The organism is Streptomyces sp. NPDC041200 (assembly GCF_055591805.1).
This window is the reverse complement of the sequence record NZ_JBVIZF010000025.1, coordinates 66,488-81,547: the sequence shown is the minus strand read 5'-3', so window position 1 is coordinate 81,547 and position 15,060 is coordinate 66,488. Positions and strand designations below refer to the sequence as shown.

Annotated in this window: 16 protein-coding genes; 6 read left to right on the top strand and 10 right to left on the bottom strand. The window is 70.1% G+C overall.

Translation table 11 applies throughout. The annotated features are described in order from the left end of the window. The first annotated feature begins 74 nt into the window (after positions 1–74). Positions 75–1,016: a LysR family transcriptional regulator gene (locus ACZ6CL_RS33760; protein ID WP_468942920.1), complete on the top strand. Its 942-nt coding sequence runs from the start codon at positions 75–77 to the stop codon at positions 1,014–1,016. A 38-nt stretch (positions 1,017–1,054) separates the two neighbouring features. Here ACZ6CL_RS33760 and crcB read toward each other — a convergent pair whose 3' ends face one another. From crcB to ACZ6CL_RS33745, 3 genes are read right to left on the bottom strand one after another with little or no spacing between them, the layout of a single operon-like run. Beyond that, the gene (gene crcB / locus ACZ6CL_RS33755) at positions 1,055–1,429 is read right to left on the bottom strand and encodes a fluoride efflux transporter CrcB (protein WP_468942918.1); all 375 of its coding nucleotides are present in this window, start codon (positions 1,427–1,429) and stop codon (positions 1,055–1,057) included. Then, positions 1,426–1,773, bottom strand: coding sequence for a DUF190 domain-containing protein (locus ACZ6CL_RS33750; protein ID WP_468942915.1), 348 nt, complete (start codon positions 1,771–1,773; stop codon positions 1,426–1,428). The genes crcB and ACZ6CL_RS33750 overlap by 4 nt, the downstream gene beginning before the upstream one ends. Next, positions 1,770–2,225 (bottom strand): fluoride efflux transporter FluC, encoded by a 456-nt coding sequence (locus tag ACZ6CL_RS33745; protein WP_468942913.1) that lies wholly within the window; start codon positions 2,223–2,225, stop codon positions 1,770–1,772. Before ACZ6CL_RS33745 ends, ACZ6CL_RS33750 begins: the two co-directional genes overlap by 4 nt. Positions 2,226–2,339: 114 nt before the next feature. Between ACZ6CL_RS33745 and ACZ6CL_RS33740 the strand changes: the two genes are divergently transcribed. Beyond that, complete coding sequence (locus ACZ6CL_RS33740; protein WP_450873815.1) at positions 2,340–2,558, top strand: MbtH family protein; 219 nt, start codon at positions 2,340–2,342, stop codon at positions 2,556–2,558. 98 nt (positions 2,559–2,656) lie between these two features. Next, positions 2,657–3,652, top strand: coding sequence for a zinc-binding alcohol dehydrogenase family protein (locus ACZ6CL_RS33735; protein ID WP_468942910.1), 996 nt, complete (start codon positions 2,657–2,659; stop codon positions 3,650–3,652). Here ACZ6CL_RS33735 and tgmB read toward each other — a convergent pair. The 3 genes from tgmB to ACZ6CL_RS33720 form a co-directional block, all read right to left on the bottom strand. Then, the gene (tgmB, locus tag ACZ6CL_RS33730; protein ID WP_468942907.1) at positions 3,638–4,582 is read right to left on the bottom strand and encodes an ATP-grasp ribosomal peptide maturase; all 945 of its coding nucleotides are present in this window, start codon (positions 4,580–4,582) and stop codon (positions 3,638–3,640) included. The two genes, ACZ6CL_RS33735 and tgmB, sit on opposite strands and share 15 nt — an antisense overlap. Before the next feature lie 25 nt (positions 4,583–4,607). Next, on the bottom strand, positions 4,608–4,799 hold the full coding sequence (tgmA, locus tag ACZ6CL_RS33725; RefSeq protein ID WP_358617536.1) for a putative ATP-grasp-modified RiPP: 192 nt from the start codon (positions 4,797–4,799) through the stop codon (positions 4,608–4,610). Between the two features lie 131 nt (positions 4,800–4,930). Beyond that, the gene (locus ACZ6CL_RS33720; protein ID WP_468942904.1) at positions 4,931–5,305 is read right to left on the bottom strand and encodes a hypothetical protein; all 375 of its coding nucleotides are present in this window, start codon (positions 5,303–5,305) and stop codon (positions 4,931–4,933) included. 374 nt (positions 5,306–5,679) lie between these two features. Here ACZ6CL_RS33720 and ACZ6CL_RS33715 point away from each other — a divergent pair, with 374 nt between their 5' ends. The 3 genes from ACZ6CL_RS33715 (at position 5,680) to ACZ6CL_RS33705 (ending at position 8,559) form a co-directional block, all read left to right on the top strand. After that, positions 5,680–6,993, top strand: coding sequence for a hemolysin family protein (locus tag ACZ6CL_RS33715; RefSeq protein ID WP_468942956.1), 1,314 nt, complete (start codon positions 5,680–5,682; stop codon positions 6,991–6,993). After that, the gene (locus ACZ6CL_RS33710; protein WP_468942901.1) at positions 6,990–8,015 is read left to right on the top strand and encodes a hemolysin family protein; all 1,026 of its coding nucleotides are present in this window, start codon (positions 6,990–6,992) and stop codon (positions 8,013–8,015) included. Before ACZ6CL_RS33715 ends, ACZ6CL_RS33710 begins: the two co-directional genes overlap by 4 nt. Positions 8,016–8,292: 277 nt before the next feature. Continuing rightward, on the top strand, positions 8,293–8,559 hold the full coding sequence (locus ACZ6CL_RS33705; protein WP_468942899.1) for a GlsB/YeaQ/YmgE family stress response membrane protein: 267 nt from the start codon (positions 8,293–8,295) through the stop codon (positions 8,557–8,559). 70 nt (positions 8,560–8,629) lie between these two features. Here the strand turns inward: ACZ6CL_RS33705 and ACZ6CL_RS33700 are convergent, their stop codons facing one another. The 4 genes from ACZ6CL_RS33700 to ACZ6CL_RS33685 all read right to left on the bottom strand — a co-directional run bounded on the left by ACZ6CL_RS33700 (position 8,630) and on the right by ACZ6CL_RS33685 (position 14,808). After that, positions 8,630–9,853 (bottom strand): MFS transporter, encoded by a 1,224-nt coding sequence (locus ACZ6CL_RS33700; protein ID WP_468942897.1) that lies wholly within the window; start codon positions 9,851–9,853, stop codon positions 8,630–8,632. Between the two features lie 98 nt (positions 9,854–9,951). Then, positions 9,952–10,692, bottom strand: coding sequence for a maleate cis-trans isomerase family protein (locus ACZ6CL_RS33695; protein WP_468942894.1), 741 nt, complete (start codon positions 10,690–10,692; stop codon positions 9,952–9,954). Between the two features lie 46 nt (positions 10,693–10,738). Further along, positions 10,739–10,963, bottom strand: coding sequence for a tautomerase family protein (locus ACZ6CL_RS33690; protein WP_468942892.1), 225 nt, complete (start codon positions 10,961–10,963; stop codon positions 10,739–10,741). Positions 10,964–10,980: 17 nt separating this feature from the next. Further along, positions 10,981–14,808 carry an amino acid adenylation domain-containing protein gene (locus ACZ6CL_RS33685; protein WP_468942890.1) on the bottom strand — a complete coding sequence of 1,276 codons (3,828 nt, stop codon included), beginning with the start codon at positions 14,806–14,808 and terminating at the stop codon, positions 10,981–10,983. Positions 14,809–15,060 lie beyond the last annotated feature (252 nt).

The window sequence follows — 15,060 nt, the reverse complement described above, 5'->3', positions numbered from 1 at the left end:
GCTAGGCAGTGCCCTGGTGATTAGTCCAAGACATGCTATGGCTGGATTCCATAGATGATGCCTATGATCGCTGGGTGCAGCTGCAGCAGCTCCGCTATTTCGCCGCCGTCGCGGACACCCGCCACTTCACCCGCGCCGCCGAGCGTCTCCATGTCGCCCAGCCGTCGCTGTCCCAGCAGATCAGGGCGCTGGAGCGGGAGCTGGGCGCCGAGCTGTTCCACCGCGCGCGCGGCCACATCGCCCTCACCGACGCGGGCGAGGCGTTGCTTCCGCTGGCCCGCCAGATCCTCGCCGACACCGAGACCGCGCGCCGCGAGGTCCAGGAGGTCGCCCAGCTCCGGCGCGGCCGGGTGCGGCTCGGCGCCCCGCCCAGCCTGTGCGCCAGTCTCGTACCGGATGTGCTGCGCCGCTTCCACGACGAGTTCCCGGGCATCGAGCTGGTCATCGACGAGGGCGGCTCCCAGGACCTGGTGCGCACCCTCGCCGCCGGTGAGCTGGACCTCGCGCTGATCATCACCCCGCTGCCCGGCCAGGCCCCCGCGCTCGCCGCCACCGAGCTGCTGCGCGAGGAGCTGGTGGTCGCCTCCTCGCCCGCGTCCCCGCCGCCCGTGAAAGCCCGCCGGATCCGGGTCGAGGATCTCCGCGACCGGCCGATGGCGATGTTCCGCCGAGGCTATGACCTGCGGGAATTCACCACGGCTGCCTGCCGGGCGGCCGGTTTCGAGCCCTCGTTCACGGTCGAGGGCGGCGAGATGGACGCGGTGCTCGGCTTCGTACGGGCGGGGCTCGGCATCGCCGTCCTCCCCGCCATGGTGGCGGCCCGCTCGGGGCTGCGGGTCACGCCCTTCGCGGGCCACGCGATGCGGCGCACCATCGCGGTCGCCCACCGCAAGGACGTCGCCCCGCCGAGGGCCGCGCGCGAGCTGCGCCGGGTGCTGCTGGCGTATCTGCGCTCGGCCGACGCGGACGGTCTCCCGGGCCTCCCGGCGGGCACCCGCCTGCTGCCCCCGGGCTGAGCACACCGTGCGGGTCAGCGCCGCCGGGGACGTCGCCCTCAGCCCCAGAGCGCGGTGGCCGCCGCTCCGCCCGCGAAGGCGGCCGCCACCCCCGCGACCACACTGCCGACCGCGTTGGCGGCCGCGAGACCGCGCGCCCCGCCCTCCGCCAGCTTCAGCGTCTCGTACGAGAACGTCGAGTACGTGGTCAGCGCTCCGCACAGCCCCGTCCCGAGCAGCAGCTGTACCTGCGACGACGCGGCTCCCACCGCCACCGCCCCGGTCAGCGCTCCCAGCACCGCGCACCCCACCACGTTCACCACGAACGTCCCCCAGGGGAACACCGAGTCATGCCGGGCCTGCACCGCCCGGTCGGTCAGATACCGCAGCGGGGCGCCGACCATCGCGCCCGCCACCACCAGGAGCCAGTTCACCGGTCACGTCCCGGGGCGTCGCGCTCCGGGAAGCGGACGATCTCGACCGGGTCCAGGATCACCGGACCGTCGCCGGTGATCTCCTCCAGCTCGGGCAGGAAGGACCGCACCCGCTCCTCCGTATCGATGATCACCACGCAGACCGGCAGTTCCTCGCTGAGCGACAGCAGCCGGGAGGTGTGGACCAGGGACGAGGCACCGAAGCCCTCCACCCCTCGGAACACGCTCGCCCCCGCCAGCCCCGCCCGGTGCGCGCGGTGCACGATTTCGGCGAAGACCGGTTTGTGGTGCCAGGTGTCCTTCTCGCTGACGAAGACGCTCAGTCTCAGTCCGTTCGCGTTCATCCCGTGCTCCTGCCGTACGTCCCCACGACCCCGATGACCCGACGGGTGCCCGCGACCGCGCCCCATACCGCCGCCACCGCCGCCAGCAGCGTCACCACCAGATAGGCCGCCCCGGTCGCGGCGTGGCCGTCCACGACGAGCTGCCTGAAGTCCACGGCGTACGTCGAGAAGGTGGTGAACCCGCCCAGCACCCCGGTGCCGAGGAAGGGCCGCACCAGCCGGTGGGCCGCCCACACCTCGCCGATCAGCGCCAGCAGGACGCCGATGAGCGCGCAGCCCACCACGTTGACCAGCAGCGTCGTCCACGGGAAGGCGCCCGTGGGGGTCGGCCACAGCAGGGACGCCCCGTACCGGGCGGACGCGCCGATGGCGCCGCCGACCGCCACCACGCACACCACCGGGCCCTGCCCGTGCCACGCGCTGTGCCGCGGTCGTCGTGCGTCCTTCGCCATGCGGCTCAGGCTACGTGGGGCGGGCACCGCTTCACGATGCGTGTCCCCGGCCGGTACCGTCATGCCCGGAAGATCGTGAGGCGTGCCGGACAGCAGCTGAGACAGGAGACAGCCATGAGTAACCCGTTCGACAATCCCGACGGCCGTTACGTCGTGCTCGTCAACGACGAAGGACAGCACTCCCTGTGGCCCTCCTTCGCCGAGGTGCCCGAGGGCTGGACCGTCGCGCACGGCGAGGATGACCGTCAGGCGTGCCTGGACTACGTCGAGGAGCACTGGACCGACATGCGCCCGAAGAGCCTCGCGACCGCGATGGACGCCCCCGCGTCCTGACCGTCCTGACTGTTCCTGACCGTTCCTGATCGCAGGCGGCCCCGCCACGGCGTTACGTTGGGCGTGTGACGGGTGCGAATGCTGCCATTCCGGGCCCCATGCGGGCTTGGGTGGTGCGTACGCCGGGCCGGATCGACCAGGTAGAGCTGCCGATTCCGCGCCCGGCCGCCGGTGAACTGCTGGTGCGGGTCCGGGCCTGCGGGGTCTGCCGCACCGATCTCCACGTCCGCGACGGCGACCTGCCGCCGCACCGCACCCCCGTCGTCCCCGGGCACGAGGCCGTCGGCGAGGTGATCGCGGCGGGCGAGCGGGCCACCGGGCCCGCGCTCGGCGCCCGGGTGGGCGTGCCCTGGCTGCGCCACACCTGCGGCCGGTGCCGGTTCTGCGTACGCGGCCAGGAAAACCTGTGCCCCGCGTCCGTCTACACCGGCTGGGACGCGGACGGCGGCTACGCTCCGTACGTCACCGTACCGGCGGCGTACGCCTATGAGCTGCCCTCCGGATACGCCGCCGAGGAACTGGCCCCGCTGCTCTGCGCCGGGATCATCGGCTACCGCGCGCTGCGCCGCGCCGACCTCCCCGCGGGCGGACGGCTCGGCATCTACGGCTTCGGCGGCTCCGCGCACCTCACCGCGCAGGTCGCCATCGCGCGCGGCGCCGTCGTCCATGTGCTGACCCGCTCGGCCGCCGCCCGGGCCCTCGCCCTCGAACTCGGCGCCGCCTCGGCCCGGGACGCCCGCGACCGGCCGCCCGAACCGCTCGACGCCGCGATCCTGTTCGCCCCGGCGGGCGAGCTGGTGCCGGTGGCGCTGGAGGCGCTGGACGCGGGCGGCACGCTGAGCGTCGCCGGAATCCACCTCTCCGACATCCCCGCGCTGACGTACGAGCGCCATCTCTTCCGCGAACGCACCCTGCGCAGCGTCACCGCCAACACCCGTGAGGACGGCCGCGAGTTCCTCACCGCGGCCGCCGCCCACCACATCCGGGCCACGGTCACGCCCTACCCCTTCGACCGCGCGGACGCCGCCCTGGACGACCTCGCGAACGACCGGGTGCACGGTGTCGCGGTACTGACGCTCTCAGATGCGCTCTGAGACGGGACGGGGCGCGGCGAGCCAGCTGGCGATGCTGGCGGCGATCGGCTGTCCGGTCTCCAGCTCGATGAACCCGAACTGGCCGCCCTGATTGCACTCCAGAAACCACCAGGTGCCGTCCTCGTCCTCGGCGAAGTCGAAAGCCCCGTAGGCGAGCCCGCCAAAGGTCATGTAATCCCGGACGGCCTGGGCGATCCGGTGGGGAACGTCCACCGCGCCCCATAGATGGCCATAGAAACCATACCTCCCATCAACCTGCCCGGAAGCTGCTGTCTTCCGGGCGGCGAACAAACGGCCGCCGACGCAGGTGAGCCGGATATCGGCCGTTTTGGGAATGTAGCGCTGAAGAAGCGTGGCACCTGCCGCGACGCCCGAGAAATCCGTCTCGGGGTCGATACGGGTGGTGGGCAGCGTGATTGGCGGATTGACCGGCGGGGGGCCGGAGATGGTCTTCACCACGATGTCCTGGAACCGGCTGGCGAACTCTTTGGCGGCGCGTGGATAGGTGGTGATGAGCGTCGGCGGAACGGCGAATCCACTGCGGTGGGCGGTGCGCAACTGCCACGGTTTGGAACGTGCCGACTGGGCGGCACTGGGATGGTTCATCCAGCGCGCCTCGGTGGAATACAGCATTCCGTACAGGGCCTGTCCGCACTCGGCGGTCAGCCACTCGGAGGGCTCGGGGGCGTGCGCCGCTGGTTGCCCCGGGCGGCGCACCCATATGGATCGCAGGCTGTTCACGCTGACCAGGCGGCCCTCGGTCGACAGATAGCCGGTGAAGTCGCCGCGCTCGAATTCGGTCGAGATCCCTGCCCGTCCGGGAAGATCGGCTGGATCGAATCGGATCAGCGGGACATTTCGCTCACGTAATTCGGACACCACCAGGTCCGCTGTCACATCCTCCTGGCAGGTCAGGATGAGTACCGTCATCGACGTCGCAGGTCGGCGGGGATGGTCAGTCGTCGAAGTGCGTCTTGGAGCCCGCGGTGGAGGTCGTTGTGCCGCATTCCAGAAGCACCCCCCGGTCGGAGATGGCGGGGCGTCCATCGGGCAGCACATTCAGCTGCAGGGCGGCGTTGTACGAGTACGGAATGACAGCCGGTGATTGTTCGGCTGGGACCGCGTGGTTCAGGGCGAAGGGCTTCATGACTGACCTCTAATGCTCCACGGGATTCGCTTGTTTCGAGATGAGCTCCACCATCACACAACAGTACGTACTAAATTGGTAGGAGTCTCGCTACGCGCTGTTATGTCAGATCTGTGACAGCATGAAGTACGTCACACCGCACGCGCAATTCCATTACCGATGACCCGGTTCCGGCCCGCGGATCGCGCCACGACGGCCCCGGCGTGAGCGCCGGTCACCTGCCGCATCCCTGCCTCCACCTCCGCTTTTCCGGGGGTGCCGTGCCCCTCCCCGGACAACCCGCCCTGCCTGTCGGCCTTCAAGACGCCAATCTGGCCGCCCGGGTTGGCCGATAAGGCCACTTCGGTCTCCCCGGCCGCAAGGGCGCAGCGCAGCGCCGGTGTGAGCTGCGTCTCTCGCTCCCGGTCCCGCGGTGGTCCGCCGGGACGCACCGGACCGGCGGCCGGTACCAGGCCCACGAAGGGGCTCTCGGTGCCGAATCGACCAGGCAGTCGTTTGAACACCATCGCGGCGTTCACTCCTTCTCTGTGTGCCGTTCACTGTTCTTGCCGGACCGAACGCTCCGGCCAGGTAAAGCAGCTCCCACGCGCCTGTCATGGGTGGATCAATTCGGCCAACTGGCCGGGTGTCGCCCGCACTTCCCGGCGGCCCTTGCCGGAGTGGGGTGCCGGGCCGCCGGGCGGGAACCACGGATCCTGCTTTACCGTTCTTTTACCAACAGCCCCTCGAGTCACGAAGGAGTCGCGGTCACCGCGATGGACGACCCTCCCAGTACCCCCCGCCGCGTTCCGGATGCGTACGAGTCCGTATCCGCCCCCCTATGCGCCCCTATATCCGTCTGTGAGCGATCCGCCGAGCGCACAGAGAGGGGACCGGCGTGCTGACCGAAGTGCTGCTGGTCCTGCTGGCCTTGGCGCTGACCCTGGCCTGCGCGGTCTTCGTCGCCGCGGAGTTCTCGCTCACCACGGTCGAGCGCGGTGAGCTGGAGCGCGCCGCCGCGGAGGGCGAGCGGGGCGCCGGAAGCGCGCTCAAGGCCGCCCGCAGGCTGACGTTCCAGCTGTCCGGCGCCCAGTTGGGCATCACCGTGACCTCGCTGGTGATCGGCATGCTCGCCGAGCCCTCGCTGGCCGTCCTGCTGCAGAGCCCGCTGCGGGCCGCCGGGCTGGGCGGCGCCGCTTCGTCCGTGGCCTCGGTGCTGGGCGTGGCGATCTCGACCGTCGTCCTGATGGTGATCGGCGAGCTGGTGCCCAAGAACTGGGCGATCTCCCGGCCGCTGGCCGTGGCCAAGGTGGTCGCGGGCCCCCAGCGCGGCTTCACCGCCGCCTTCGCCCCGCTGATCCACCACCTGAACAACACCGCGAACCGCCTGGTGCGCCGCGCCGGACTGGAGCCCGCCGAGGAGCTGGCCTCGGCGCGCACCCCGGACGAACTGGTCGCGCTGGCCCGCCATTCGGCCGCGGAGGGCGCGCTGGAGCCCGATTCGGCTGAGCTGTTCGTCCGTACGCTCCACCTCAGCGAGCTGACCGCGGAGAACGTGATGACCCCGCGGGTGGACGTCCAGGCGCTGGAGGCGCACGCGAGTGCCGCCGACGCCGCCAACCTCACGCTGGCCACCGGCCTGTCCCGGTTCCCCGTCTACCGCGGCAGCCTGGACGAGGTGGTCGGCACCGTCCACATCCGCGACGTCCTCGCGCTGGACGCCGCACGCCGGGCCGCCACCCCCGTCACCGAGCTGACCACCGCCCCGCTGCTGGTCCCCGACAGCCTCCCGGTGGACCGGCTGCTGGACCGGCTGCGCGGATCGCACACCATGGCCCTGGTCATCGACGAGTACGGCGGCACCGCCGGTGTCGCCACCCTGGAGGACGTCGTCGAGGAGGTCGTCGGTGACGTACGCGACGAACACGACCCCGACGAGACCCCCGCCCTGGTGCCCGCCGGGCCCGGCACCTGGGAGGCGGACGGCGCCGTCCGGCTGGACGAGCTGTCCGCGATCGCCCTGACCGTGCCCGAGGGCCCGTACGAGACCGTCGCGGGCCTGATGGCCACCGCCCTGGCACGCATTCCCGAGGCGGGCGACGGCATCGAGACCGACGGCTGGCAGCTCACCGTGCTCGAGGTGGACCACCACCGCGCCGACCGCGTACGGATCACCGCCCCGGCCACCGCCCACGCGGAGGAGGACACCCGATGACCCTGCTGCAATTGGCCATCGGCGCCCTCACCCTGCTCACCAACGCCTTCTTCGTCGGCGCCGAGTTCGCCCTGATCTCCGTGCGCCGCAGCCAGATCGAGCCGCGCGCCCAGGAGGGCGGGAAGCGCGCCCGCACCGTGCTGTGGGCGCTGGAGCACCTGTCCGCCCTGCTGGCCACCGCCCAGCTGGGCATCACCATCTCCTCGCTCGTCCTCGGCGCGGTCGCCGAACCGGCCATCGCCCACCTGCTGGAGCCGGTGTTCGCGGCCGCCCGCGTCCCCGAGGCCCTGGTGCACCCGATCGCCTTCGTGCTCGCCCTGACGGCGGCCACCTATCTGCACATGCTCATCGGCGAGATGGTCCCCAAGAACATCGCCCTCGCCGCCCCGGAGCGCACCGCGCTGCTGCTCGGCCCGCCCCTGGTGGCCGTCACCCGCGCGCTGCGCCCCGTCGTCTTCGGCATCAACGCCTTCGCCAACGGGCTGCTGCGGCTGCTGAAGGTCGAGCCCAAGGACGAGGTCGAATCGGTCTACACCGACGCCGAACTCATCCGGCTCGTACGGGACTCCAGCGACGCGGGCCTCCTCGACGCCTCCGGCAGCGAGCGGCTGCGCGACGCCCTGGAGCTGGGCACCCGGCGGGCCGGGGACATCCTGGTCCCGCTCGGCGAGATGGTCACCGTGGACCACCGGGTCACCCCCGTCGTCCTGGAGCGCACCGCGGCCGCCTCCGGCTTCTCCCGGCTGCCGGTCACCGGCCCCGGTGGCGCGGTGCTGGGGTACCTCCACATCAAGGACACCCTCGGCGTGACCGACCGCGACCGGCCCTTCCCCGGCGCCGCCCTGCACACCGTCACCCGGGTGCCGGCCGACACCCCGCTGGACGACACGCTGACGGCGATGCGCGGCGCCGGGACGCACCTCGCGGCGGTGACGGGCGACGACGGCGCCGTCCTCGGGTTCGTGACGATGACGGACGTCCTGGAGGAGCTGGTGGGGGAGGCCGCATCGGACGCGCCCTGACTGGCCCGGTGCGTGCCGTGCGCCTCATGTCGTCGGCGCGAGGTTTGACCCCGGTGGCCCGGTAAAGAAGCGGAACGGGCAGCCCAGCCCCAGGGGGTGTCTTGCCGATCATGACGGGCTCCCGGCGTCTGGTGCGGCACCTCGCGGCCCCGCGCTCGTCGCACGCAGCGCCTCCCCCAGCTACCGCTGGGAGGTGCCCCTGACGCCGCTCGCTGATCCGGCCTGACCGGCAAGACACCCCCTAGCACCCCGCACATCGAAAGGCCAGAACCGCACCATGAGCATCGTGAGCTGGATCGTCCTCGGGCTGATCGCCGGAGCCGTCGCCAAGTTCCTTCTCCCCGGCCGTGACCCGGGCGGTCTGATCGGCACCACCCTCATCGGCGTCGTCGGATCCTTCATCGGCGGCTGGCTCTCCGCCAAGTTCCTCGACCGCCCCATCGACGACCAGTTCTTCGACCCCGCCACCTGGGGAGCCGCCATCGGCGGCTCCCTGGTGCTGCTGATCGCCTACCGTCTGCTGTTCGGCCACTCACGCCGCTGACGGCCGCGGGTGGCGCGGCATGCGAAACGGCCTCCTCCGCTACGTCCGTAGGGGAGGAGGCCGACGGGGGTCAGCCGTCGGTGACCCGTGGGCCGGGCTTGAAGCCGTGCCGGTGGGCCAGCGCGACGACGGCGGTGGCCAGGAGGGCCAGCCCGAGCAGCACCCAGGGGATGGACCCGGCACCGGCCGACTCCAGGAGGAGACCGCCGAACACCCCACCGCCCGCGACCGCGAGGTTGAAGACGGTGACGAACATCGACTGCGCGACATCGGCCGCGTCCCCGGCCGCGTCGGCGTTGGCGGTCTGGAGCAGCGTGGGCGCGCCGCCGAACGTCACACCCCAGACGACGATGCCGAGGAACACCAGCGGCACCGACGAGCCGGCGATCCCCAGCACCAGCGACGCGAGGGCGAATCCGGCGAGGCTCAGCAGGGTGACCGGGCGCAGCTTGCGGTCCACCAGGATTCCGGTGAGCCAGATCCCCACGATGGCCGCGGCGCCGAACACCAGCAGCGCGAGGTCGACGCGCCCACCGAGACCGGACCGCTCCAGGAAGGGGGCGATGTAGGTGTAGAGGATGTTGTGCGCCAGGATCCACAGGAGCACCACGGCCAGCACGGAAGCGATGCCCGGCATGGCGAAGATCTTCCGGATCGGCAGTCGCTCGGTGGCGCTCTGACCGGGGAAGTCCGGGACCAGCGCACGGATCCAGAGCACCAGCAGCAGCGCGACGCCGGACATGATCCAGAACACCCCGCGCCAGTCGAACAGCGACCCCAGCCAGGTGCCCAGCGGGACCCCGAGGGTCAGGGCGACCGGCTGGCCCACCCCGACGATGGCCAGCGCCCGGCCCTGGAGGTTCTCGGGGACCAGCCGCCTGCCGTATCCGGCGAGCAGCCCCCAGACGACTCCGGCCGCCATACCGGCGATGAAACGGGCGGCGAGGGTGAGTTCGTAGCTGGTGGACAGCGCGGTGATGGTGTTGAAGACCAGCAGCCCGCCGACCGCGAGGAGCAGCAGCGGCCGTCGTCGCATACTGCGGGTGGCGGCGATGACGGGGATGGCGGCCACCACGGAACCGATCGCGTAGAGCGTGACGAGCTGCCCCGCCAGCCCCTCGGAGACGCCGAGGCCCTGGCCGATCTGCGGGAGGAGACCCGCGGGCGTCGTCTCGGTCATGATGGCCAGGAATCCGGCCGTGGTCAGCGCCAGCAGTTTCCCTATGGGGAGCCGGTCGTCGTCAATGACCCGCTGCGGGTCCATGGCAGTCTTCTCACTGCCGATATTGCTCACGTAGTTTCTCCTGTTGCTGCATGTCGGCGCCGGACGGGGGCATTCGGATCGCCCCCGCCCGGCTTTTCTCGGTCAGTTATTTCTCAGTACACGGCTTCTCAGTACTGCGTGGCCAGGGAGCCGAATCCCCTGATGCGGTCGGCGATGCCGTTCTGCCGCAGCGCCCGCCAATAGAGCACCGTGTTGTTGGAGATGACCGGTTTGCCGAGCCATTCCTCGGCACCGGCCGCGACGCGCATCATGGCCATATTGGTGCCCACCTGCACGATCGCCTCCACGTCCGGGGTGTCGACGGCCTTCACGGCTTCGCGCAATTCGGGCTCGGGCACATGGGCGATGCGCTCCGGACTGCTGCAGCCCAGCCCGGTCATCGATACCACGTCATATCCGGATTCGGTGAAGAACCGGCTCACCGAGTCGTCACCGGCCGGAACGTACGGGGTGATGACGCCGAGCCGCCGAACGCCGTACAGGGACAGCGCCGTGGTGAAGGCGTCCGGGCTCATGGTGACCTGAAGTCCCCCGCTGGCGGACTTCATCGAGGCCACCACCTCGTCCTGGGATCCGGGTCCGTCCCAGTAGATCTCGGGGGAGAAAGCGATGACGAAGCAGTCGGGTTTGCACGGCAGCAGATCGCCGATCGCCCGGTGGGTCGACTCCCGGTAACTGCTGACCAGATCGTCGATGCCGCCGGTGAGCGAGGTGTCCTGGGTCTGCATGCGCCCGGTGTGGTTGGTGACCCCCTCCGGCCGCATGGCTTCCATTTCCGGCTGGACGGAGGTGTTGGTCGCGGGGAGGACCACGCCGACTTTGAGACGCGGTCCGAGGCAGTCGGTCATATCGCGCTCCTTGCGCTGTGGTGTGACAGGAAGTTGGGGCCGAATCTCAGTAGCCCGGGGCCTTGATGAGGAGGTGCCCCCGCCCTATGATTTCCGGAACGATGACGGCGTCGTTCCATGACGACTGGTCCACCTGCTCCAGTGCGATCGAGACGGCGCCCTCGGGGACCTCGAAGTGCCGCATCACCAGCGCGGTGAGGTCCTCGGTGAGCTGCCTCCGTTGCTGTTCGCCGACATCCAGGGGAAAGTGCTTGATGGTCAGATGAGGCACGTCTTCCTCCGTGGGGTTCAGTTGTCGAGGCGGGTGTGGATAGCCGAGATGAGTTCGCCGACCCCCTTCTTCTTCAGCACGCTGTAGTGATCCCCGACCAGTTCGACGGTGGTCGGCGGGGTCGCGGAGTAGCCCGAGCTGTCCTCGATGAACGAGTAGTCGTCGCCCGTGGCCTTGAAGATGGTGATGGGGGCGTTCAGCCTGCGCTCGGCCAGTTCGCGGAAGCTGTACTCGAATTCGTACGTCGCTTCCACGATCCGGGTGATCCGGCGGATGAGCGCTTCGTCCAATTGCGGGAGGAGTTCATGAATGAACGCCACGAACTCATCCTCGTGCCGTACCGTTTCAAGGCAGCGATCGCGGTCGGGCCCGCTGATGCCGCCAGTGAAGACGGAGTAGAGGATCGTGAGGTAGGCCGGATTGCGGTACGTCGCCTCACGTCCCCACTGCTTCCCGTCCGTCTCCCGGACCTTGGGGTTCCCGGGGCAGATCAGGAACAGGTTCTCCACCTGTTCCCCCGCGTCCTCCAGCTGCCACGCGGTCTCGAAGGCGACCCGGGCACCGAAGGAATAGCCCCACAGGGTGTAGGGGCCTTCCGGCTGGATCTTCCGGATCTCGGCCACATCCGCCGCGGCCATGTCCCGGATCGTCGGGTAGGGCGCCTCGCCGTCATTGATGCCGTGCGCCTGGATTCCGTAGAACGGCCGGTCCATGTCCGCGTCCGAGGCGAGCTGCTGGAGATTCATGGGATATCCGCCGAGTCCCGGCCAGCAGAAGACCGGCGACTTTCCGCCCTCGGGGCGCAGCCGCAGGAAGCGGGATATCTCCCCGGTGGCGGTGCCGTCGACACGGGGGGCGAGGCGGGCGACCGTGGGCGCGTCGAAGAGCACCTGAACCGGCAGCTTGGTCCCGAATCGCTTGTTGAGGCGGTTGACCAGGGTCACGGCGATGAGCGAATTGCCGCCCGCTTCGAAGAAGTTGTCCTCGGTGGAAACGGGCTCGTATTTCAGCGCCGCGCCCCACAGCTCGGCGAGGGCCTTCTCGGTATCGGTCTCCGGCGCCACGAAGGCCCGGCTCTCCAGCCCCTGGGACAGCTCGTCGAAACCGGCCAGCGCCTTGACGTCGATCTTCCCGTTGGCCGTCTGCGGCAGCGCGTCCAGGACGACGACCTTGTTGGGCAGCATGTAGTCCGGCAGATAGGAGGCCAGGTCGTCCCGGATCACCTCGGTCGGGCCCTTCATGTGGACGATGTCCTCGCCCATGCCCTCGCTCGCCTCCTGCTCGGCCGAGATCCGGCCGCCGACGAAGAAGTAGGAGGCACCGGTCGGGATCGAGCAGTCGGTCAGGATGGCGTCCAGACGCCGCGCGGCGGGCAGCGGATGGCCGGTCTTGGAGCTGTAGCCGGAGGACATCAGGCCCAGCCCCAGCTGGTTGGCCTGGAGGTGGTGGAGCTTCTTGCCGAGCGCGATGTACTCCAGCCAGGGTTCGGCCGCCCGGCTGACGGCGCTGATGCCGAAGCTGGAGCGCTCGTAGACCGCCTGGTTGATGGCGATCACGTCCTTCTTCAGGACCAGTTCGTCGGAGATCTTCTCCAGGTCACCGGACCGGTAGCGGTACTGACCGCCCGGCAGATCGGTGACCTTCCCGGGATGGACCTGGAGGTAGATCTCGGTGGGGTCCTCCGGCTGCCGGCCGTCGCTCTGCCGGATGTCGAAGGTGCCCAGGTAGTGGTCGTTCTCGGCGACGTCGAACAGCGGCATCAGCTCCGGCCGGAACCCGTCCGGATGGATGGCCAGGCCATGGGCGGGCAGCACCTGCTCGAACAGGCCGACCATATGGCCCGTCTCGAACTCCAGCACTTCGCCGATGTTGTTCTTGTAGACGGGCTCGATGGCCTGCCGCTTGCCCACGAAGTGGACCTTCAGCCGCGGGGATCCGCCGCCCTCCACGCGGCGGATCAGCGCGAGCTGATGGTCCAGCGGGTTGTAGTAGTAGATACCGGCCGCCAGCTCGCCGATGCCCGCGATCTCCAGGTACATCTGGGTCGCGTACAGCGCCCCGGGCGAGGCGTACGCGTACTTCGGCAGCAGCCGCTCCTCGCTGTGGAACTGCCCGAAGGAGCGCAGGATCGTGCCCAGACCGGTGAGGGTCAGATCGCCGAGCGGCCGGGACGCGAAGGGGTCCACCCCGTGGTCGAGCAGCTTGAGGATGCGGGCCCGGCTGGTGTCCCCGCCCTCGTAGAACCGGTAGGTCTTGCGGGCGAACGCCTCGCGGCGCAGCTCCGGGCTCGCGTCGCGGCCGGGCAGGTCCACCCGGGTCCGCCCGGCGAGCTGTTCGGACGAACGCAGCCCGGGGTTGGAGAGCTGGGCCTTGACCTGCAGCTTGCTGGACTTGGACTGGTGGTGGGAGCCGTGGTTGCCCTGGTCCATCAGGGCGGCTTCCTTGGGGTTCAGCTCCACGGCGGCGACGAGGTTCTGGGAGCCGGTGCGCGGATCGTCCTTGACCAGGACGGCCGCCCGCTTGACCCAGGCGTGGTTCTCGATGGTGCGGGCGACCTCGTCCAGCTCGACGCGGTAGCCGCGCAGTTTGACCTGGCTGTCGGTCCGGCCGAGGAAGTGGACGATGCCGTCGGGCGCCTGGGACACCAGGTCGCCGGTCCGGTACAGCCGCACCGGGTCCCGCCCGGGCTCCGGCGCGAGGTGCACGAAGCGCTCCTCGGTCAGCTCGGGCCGGTGCAGGTAGCCGCGGGCGAGCTGGACACCCGAGATGTACAGCTCACCGGTCTCGCCGTGCGGCACGGGCCGGTGGCTCTCGTCCAGCACGTGGTAGCCGGTGCGGGCGACCGGGGCGCCGATGGGGATGACGGTGGGTTCGTCGTCCACGGTGGCCGGAGCGACCTCGTACGCCGAGGAGTTGATGGTGCACTCGGTGGGTCCGTACAGGTTCACCAGCCGCGCCGTCGGCAGCGTCGCGAAGAACTCGGAGGCCAGCGCCCTGGTGAGCGCCTCGCCGCCGCTGAACACCCGGGACAGGCTGGTGCAGTCGCCCAGCCGCTCGGTGTCCACCAGGGCCTGGAGCAGCGTCGGGACGCACTGGAGCGTGGTCACCCCGTGGCGGTCGATCGTGTCGATCAGCCCCTCCGGGTCGCGGTAGACGCCCGGGGCGCCCATCACCACGCGGGCGCCGCACGCCGAGCCGAGGATCTCCCACTGGGCGGCGTCGAAACTCATCGGGGTCTTCTGGAGGATGACGGTGCCGCCGCCGAGATGACCGGACTCCTGGAGCCAGCCGAGCTGGGCGGCGATGCTGCGGTGTTCGACCATCACCCCCTTGGGCTTGCCGGTGCTCCCGGAGGTGTAGATCACGTAGGCGAGCCCGTCGGGCTGTGGCTCTTCCAGGGGATCCGGCTGGGGTGGCGGGGGCCCGGTCGGCTGCTCGGCCAGCGCCTCGTCCACCGTGAGGACGAGGGTCTCGGGCGGGGCGAGCTGGCGCAGCCGGTCGGCCAGATGCGGCTGGCAGACGATGACCTGGGCGCGTGCGTTGTCGATGATGAAGCGCAGCCGCTCCTCGGGGTAGTCCGGGGAGAGCGGCACGTACGCGCCGCCGGCGCTCAGGATGCCCCACGCGCCGACGATGAGGTCGAGGGACGGATCGGCGAAGAGCCCCACACGGTGGTCACGGCGTACGCCGGACTCCTGGAGCTGACGAGTTAAACGGGCGCTCCGGTCGAGGAGGCCCCCATAGGTGAGGTGGGTGTCCCCGGAGACGACGGCGATGTCGTCGGGTCGTGAGGCGGCCTGTGCTCGAAGGAGTCCAGGCAGGGTGGAGTGGTTTCCGACAGGCATGAAGAACCTTCCCGCTGTCTCTGTTGATGGCTTCCGGCGATGGCTTTCGGCGATCGCTTTCGGGCGCGAACGCCGTCGGATGAGATCAAGCAGTTATGACGAGACTGGTCTGTTCAGGTCTTCGGTGGTCAATGCGGACATGGGCCCCGCCGGGGCCGTGGGCCGAAGGGCATCCCGGGCCTGGCGCTGGCCATAGGCATGGACGAGGGTTGGGGTGCTCAAGGGCGCGTCTGGACGAGTCCCCCGTTGCGT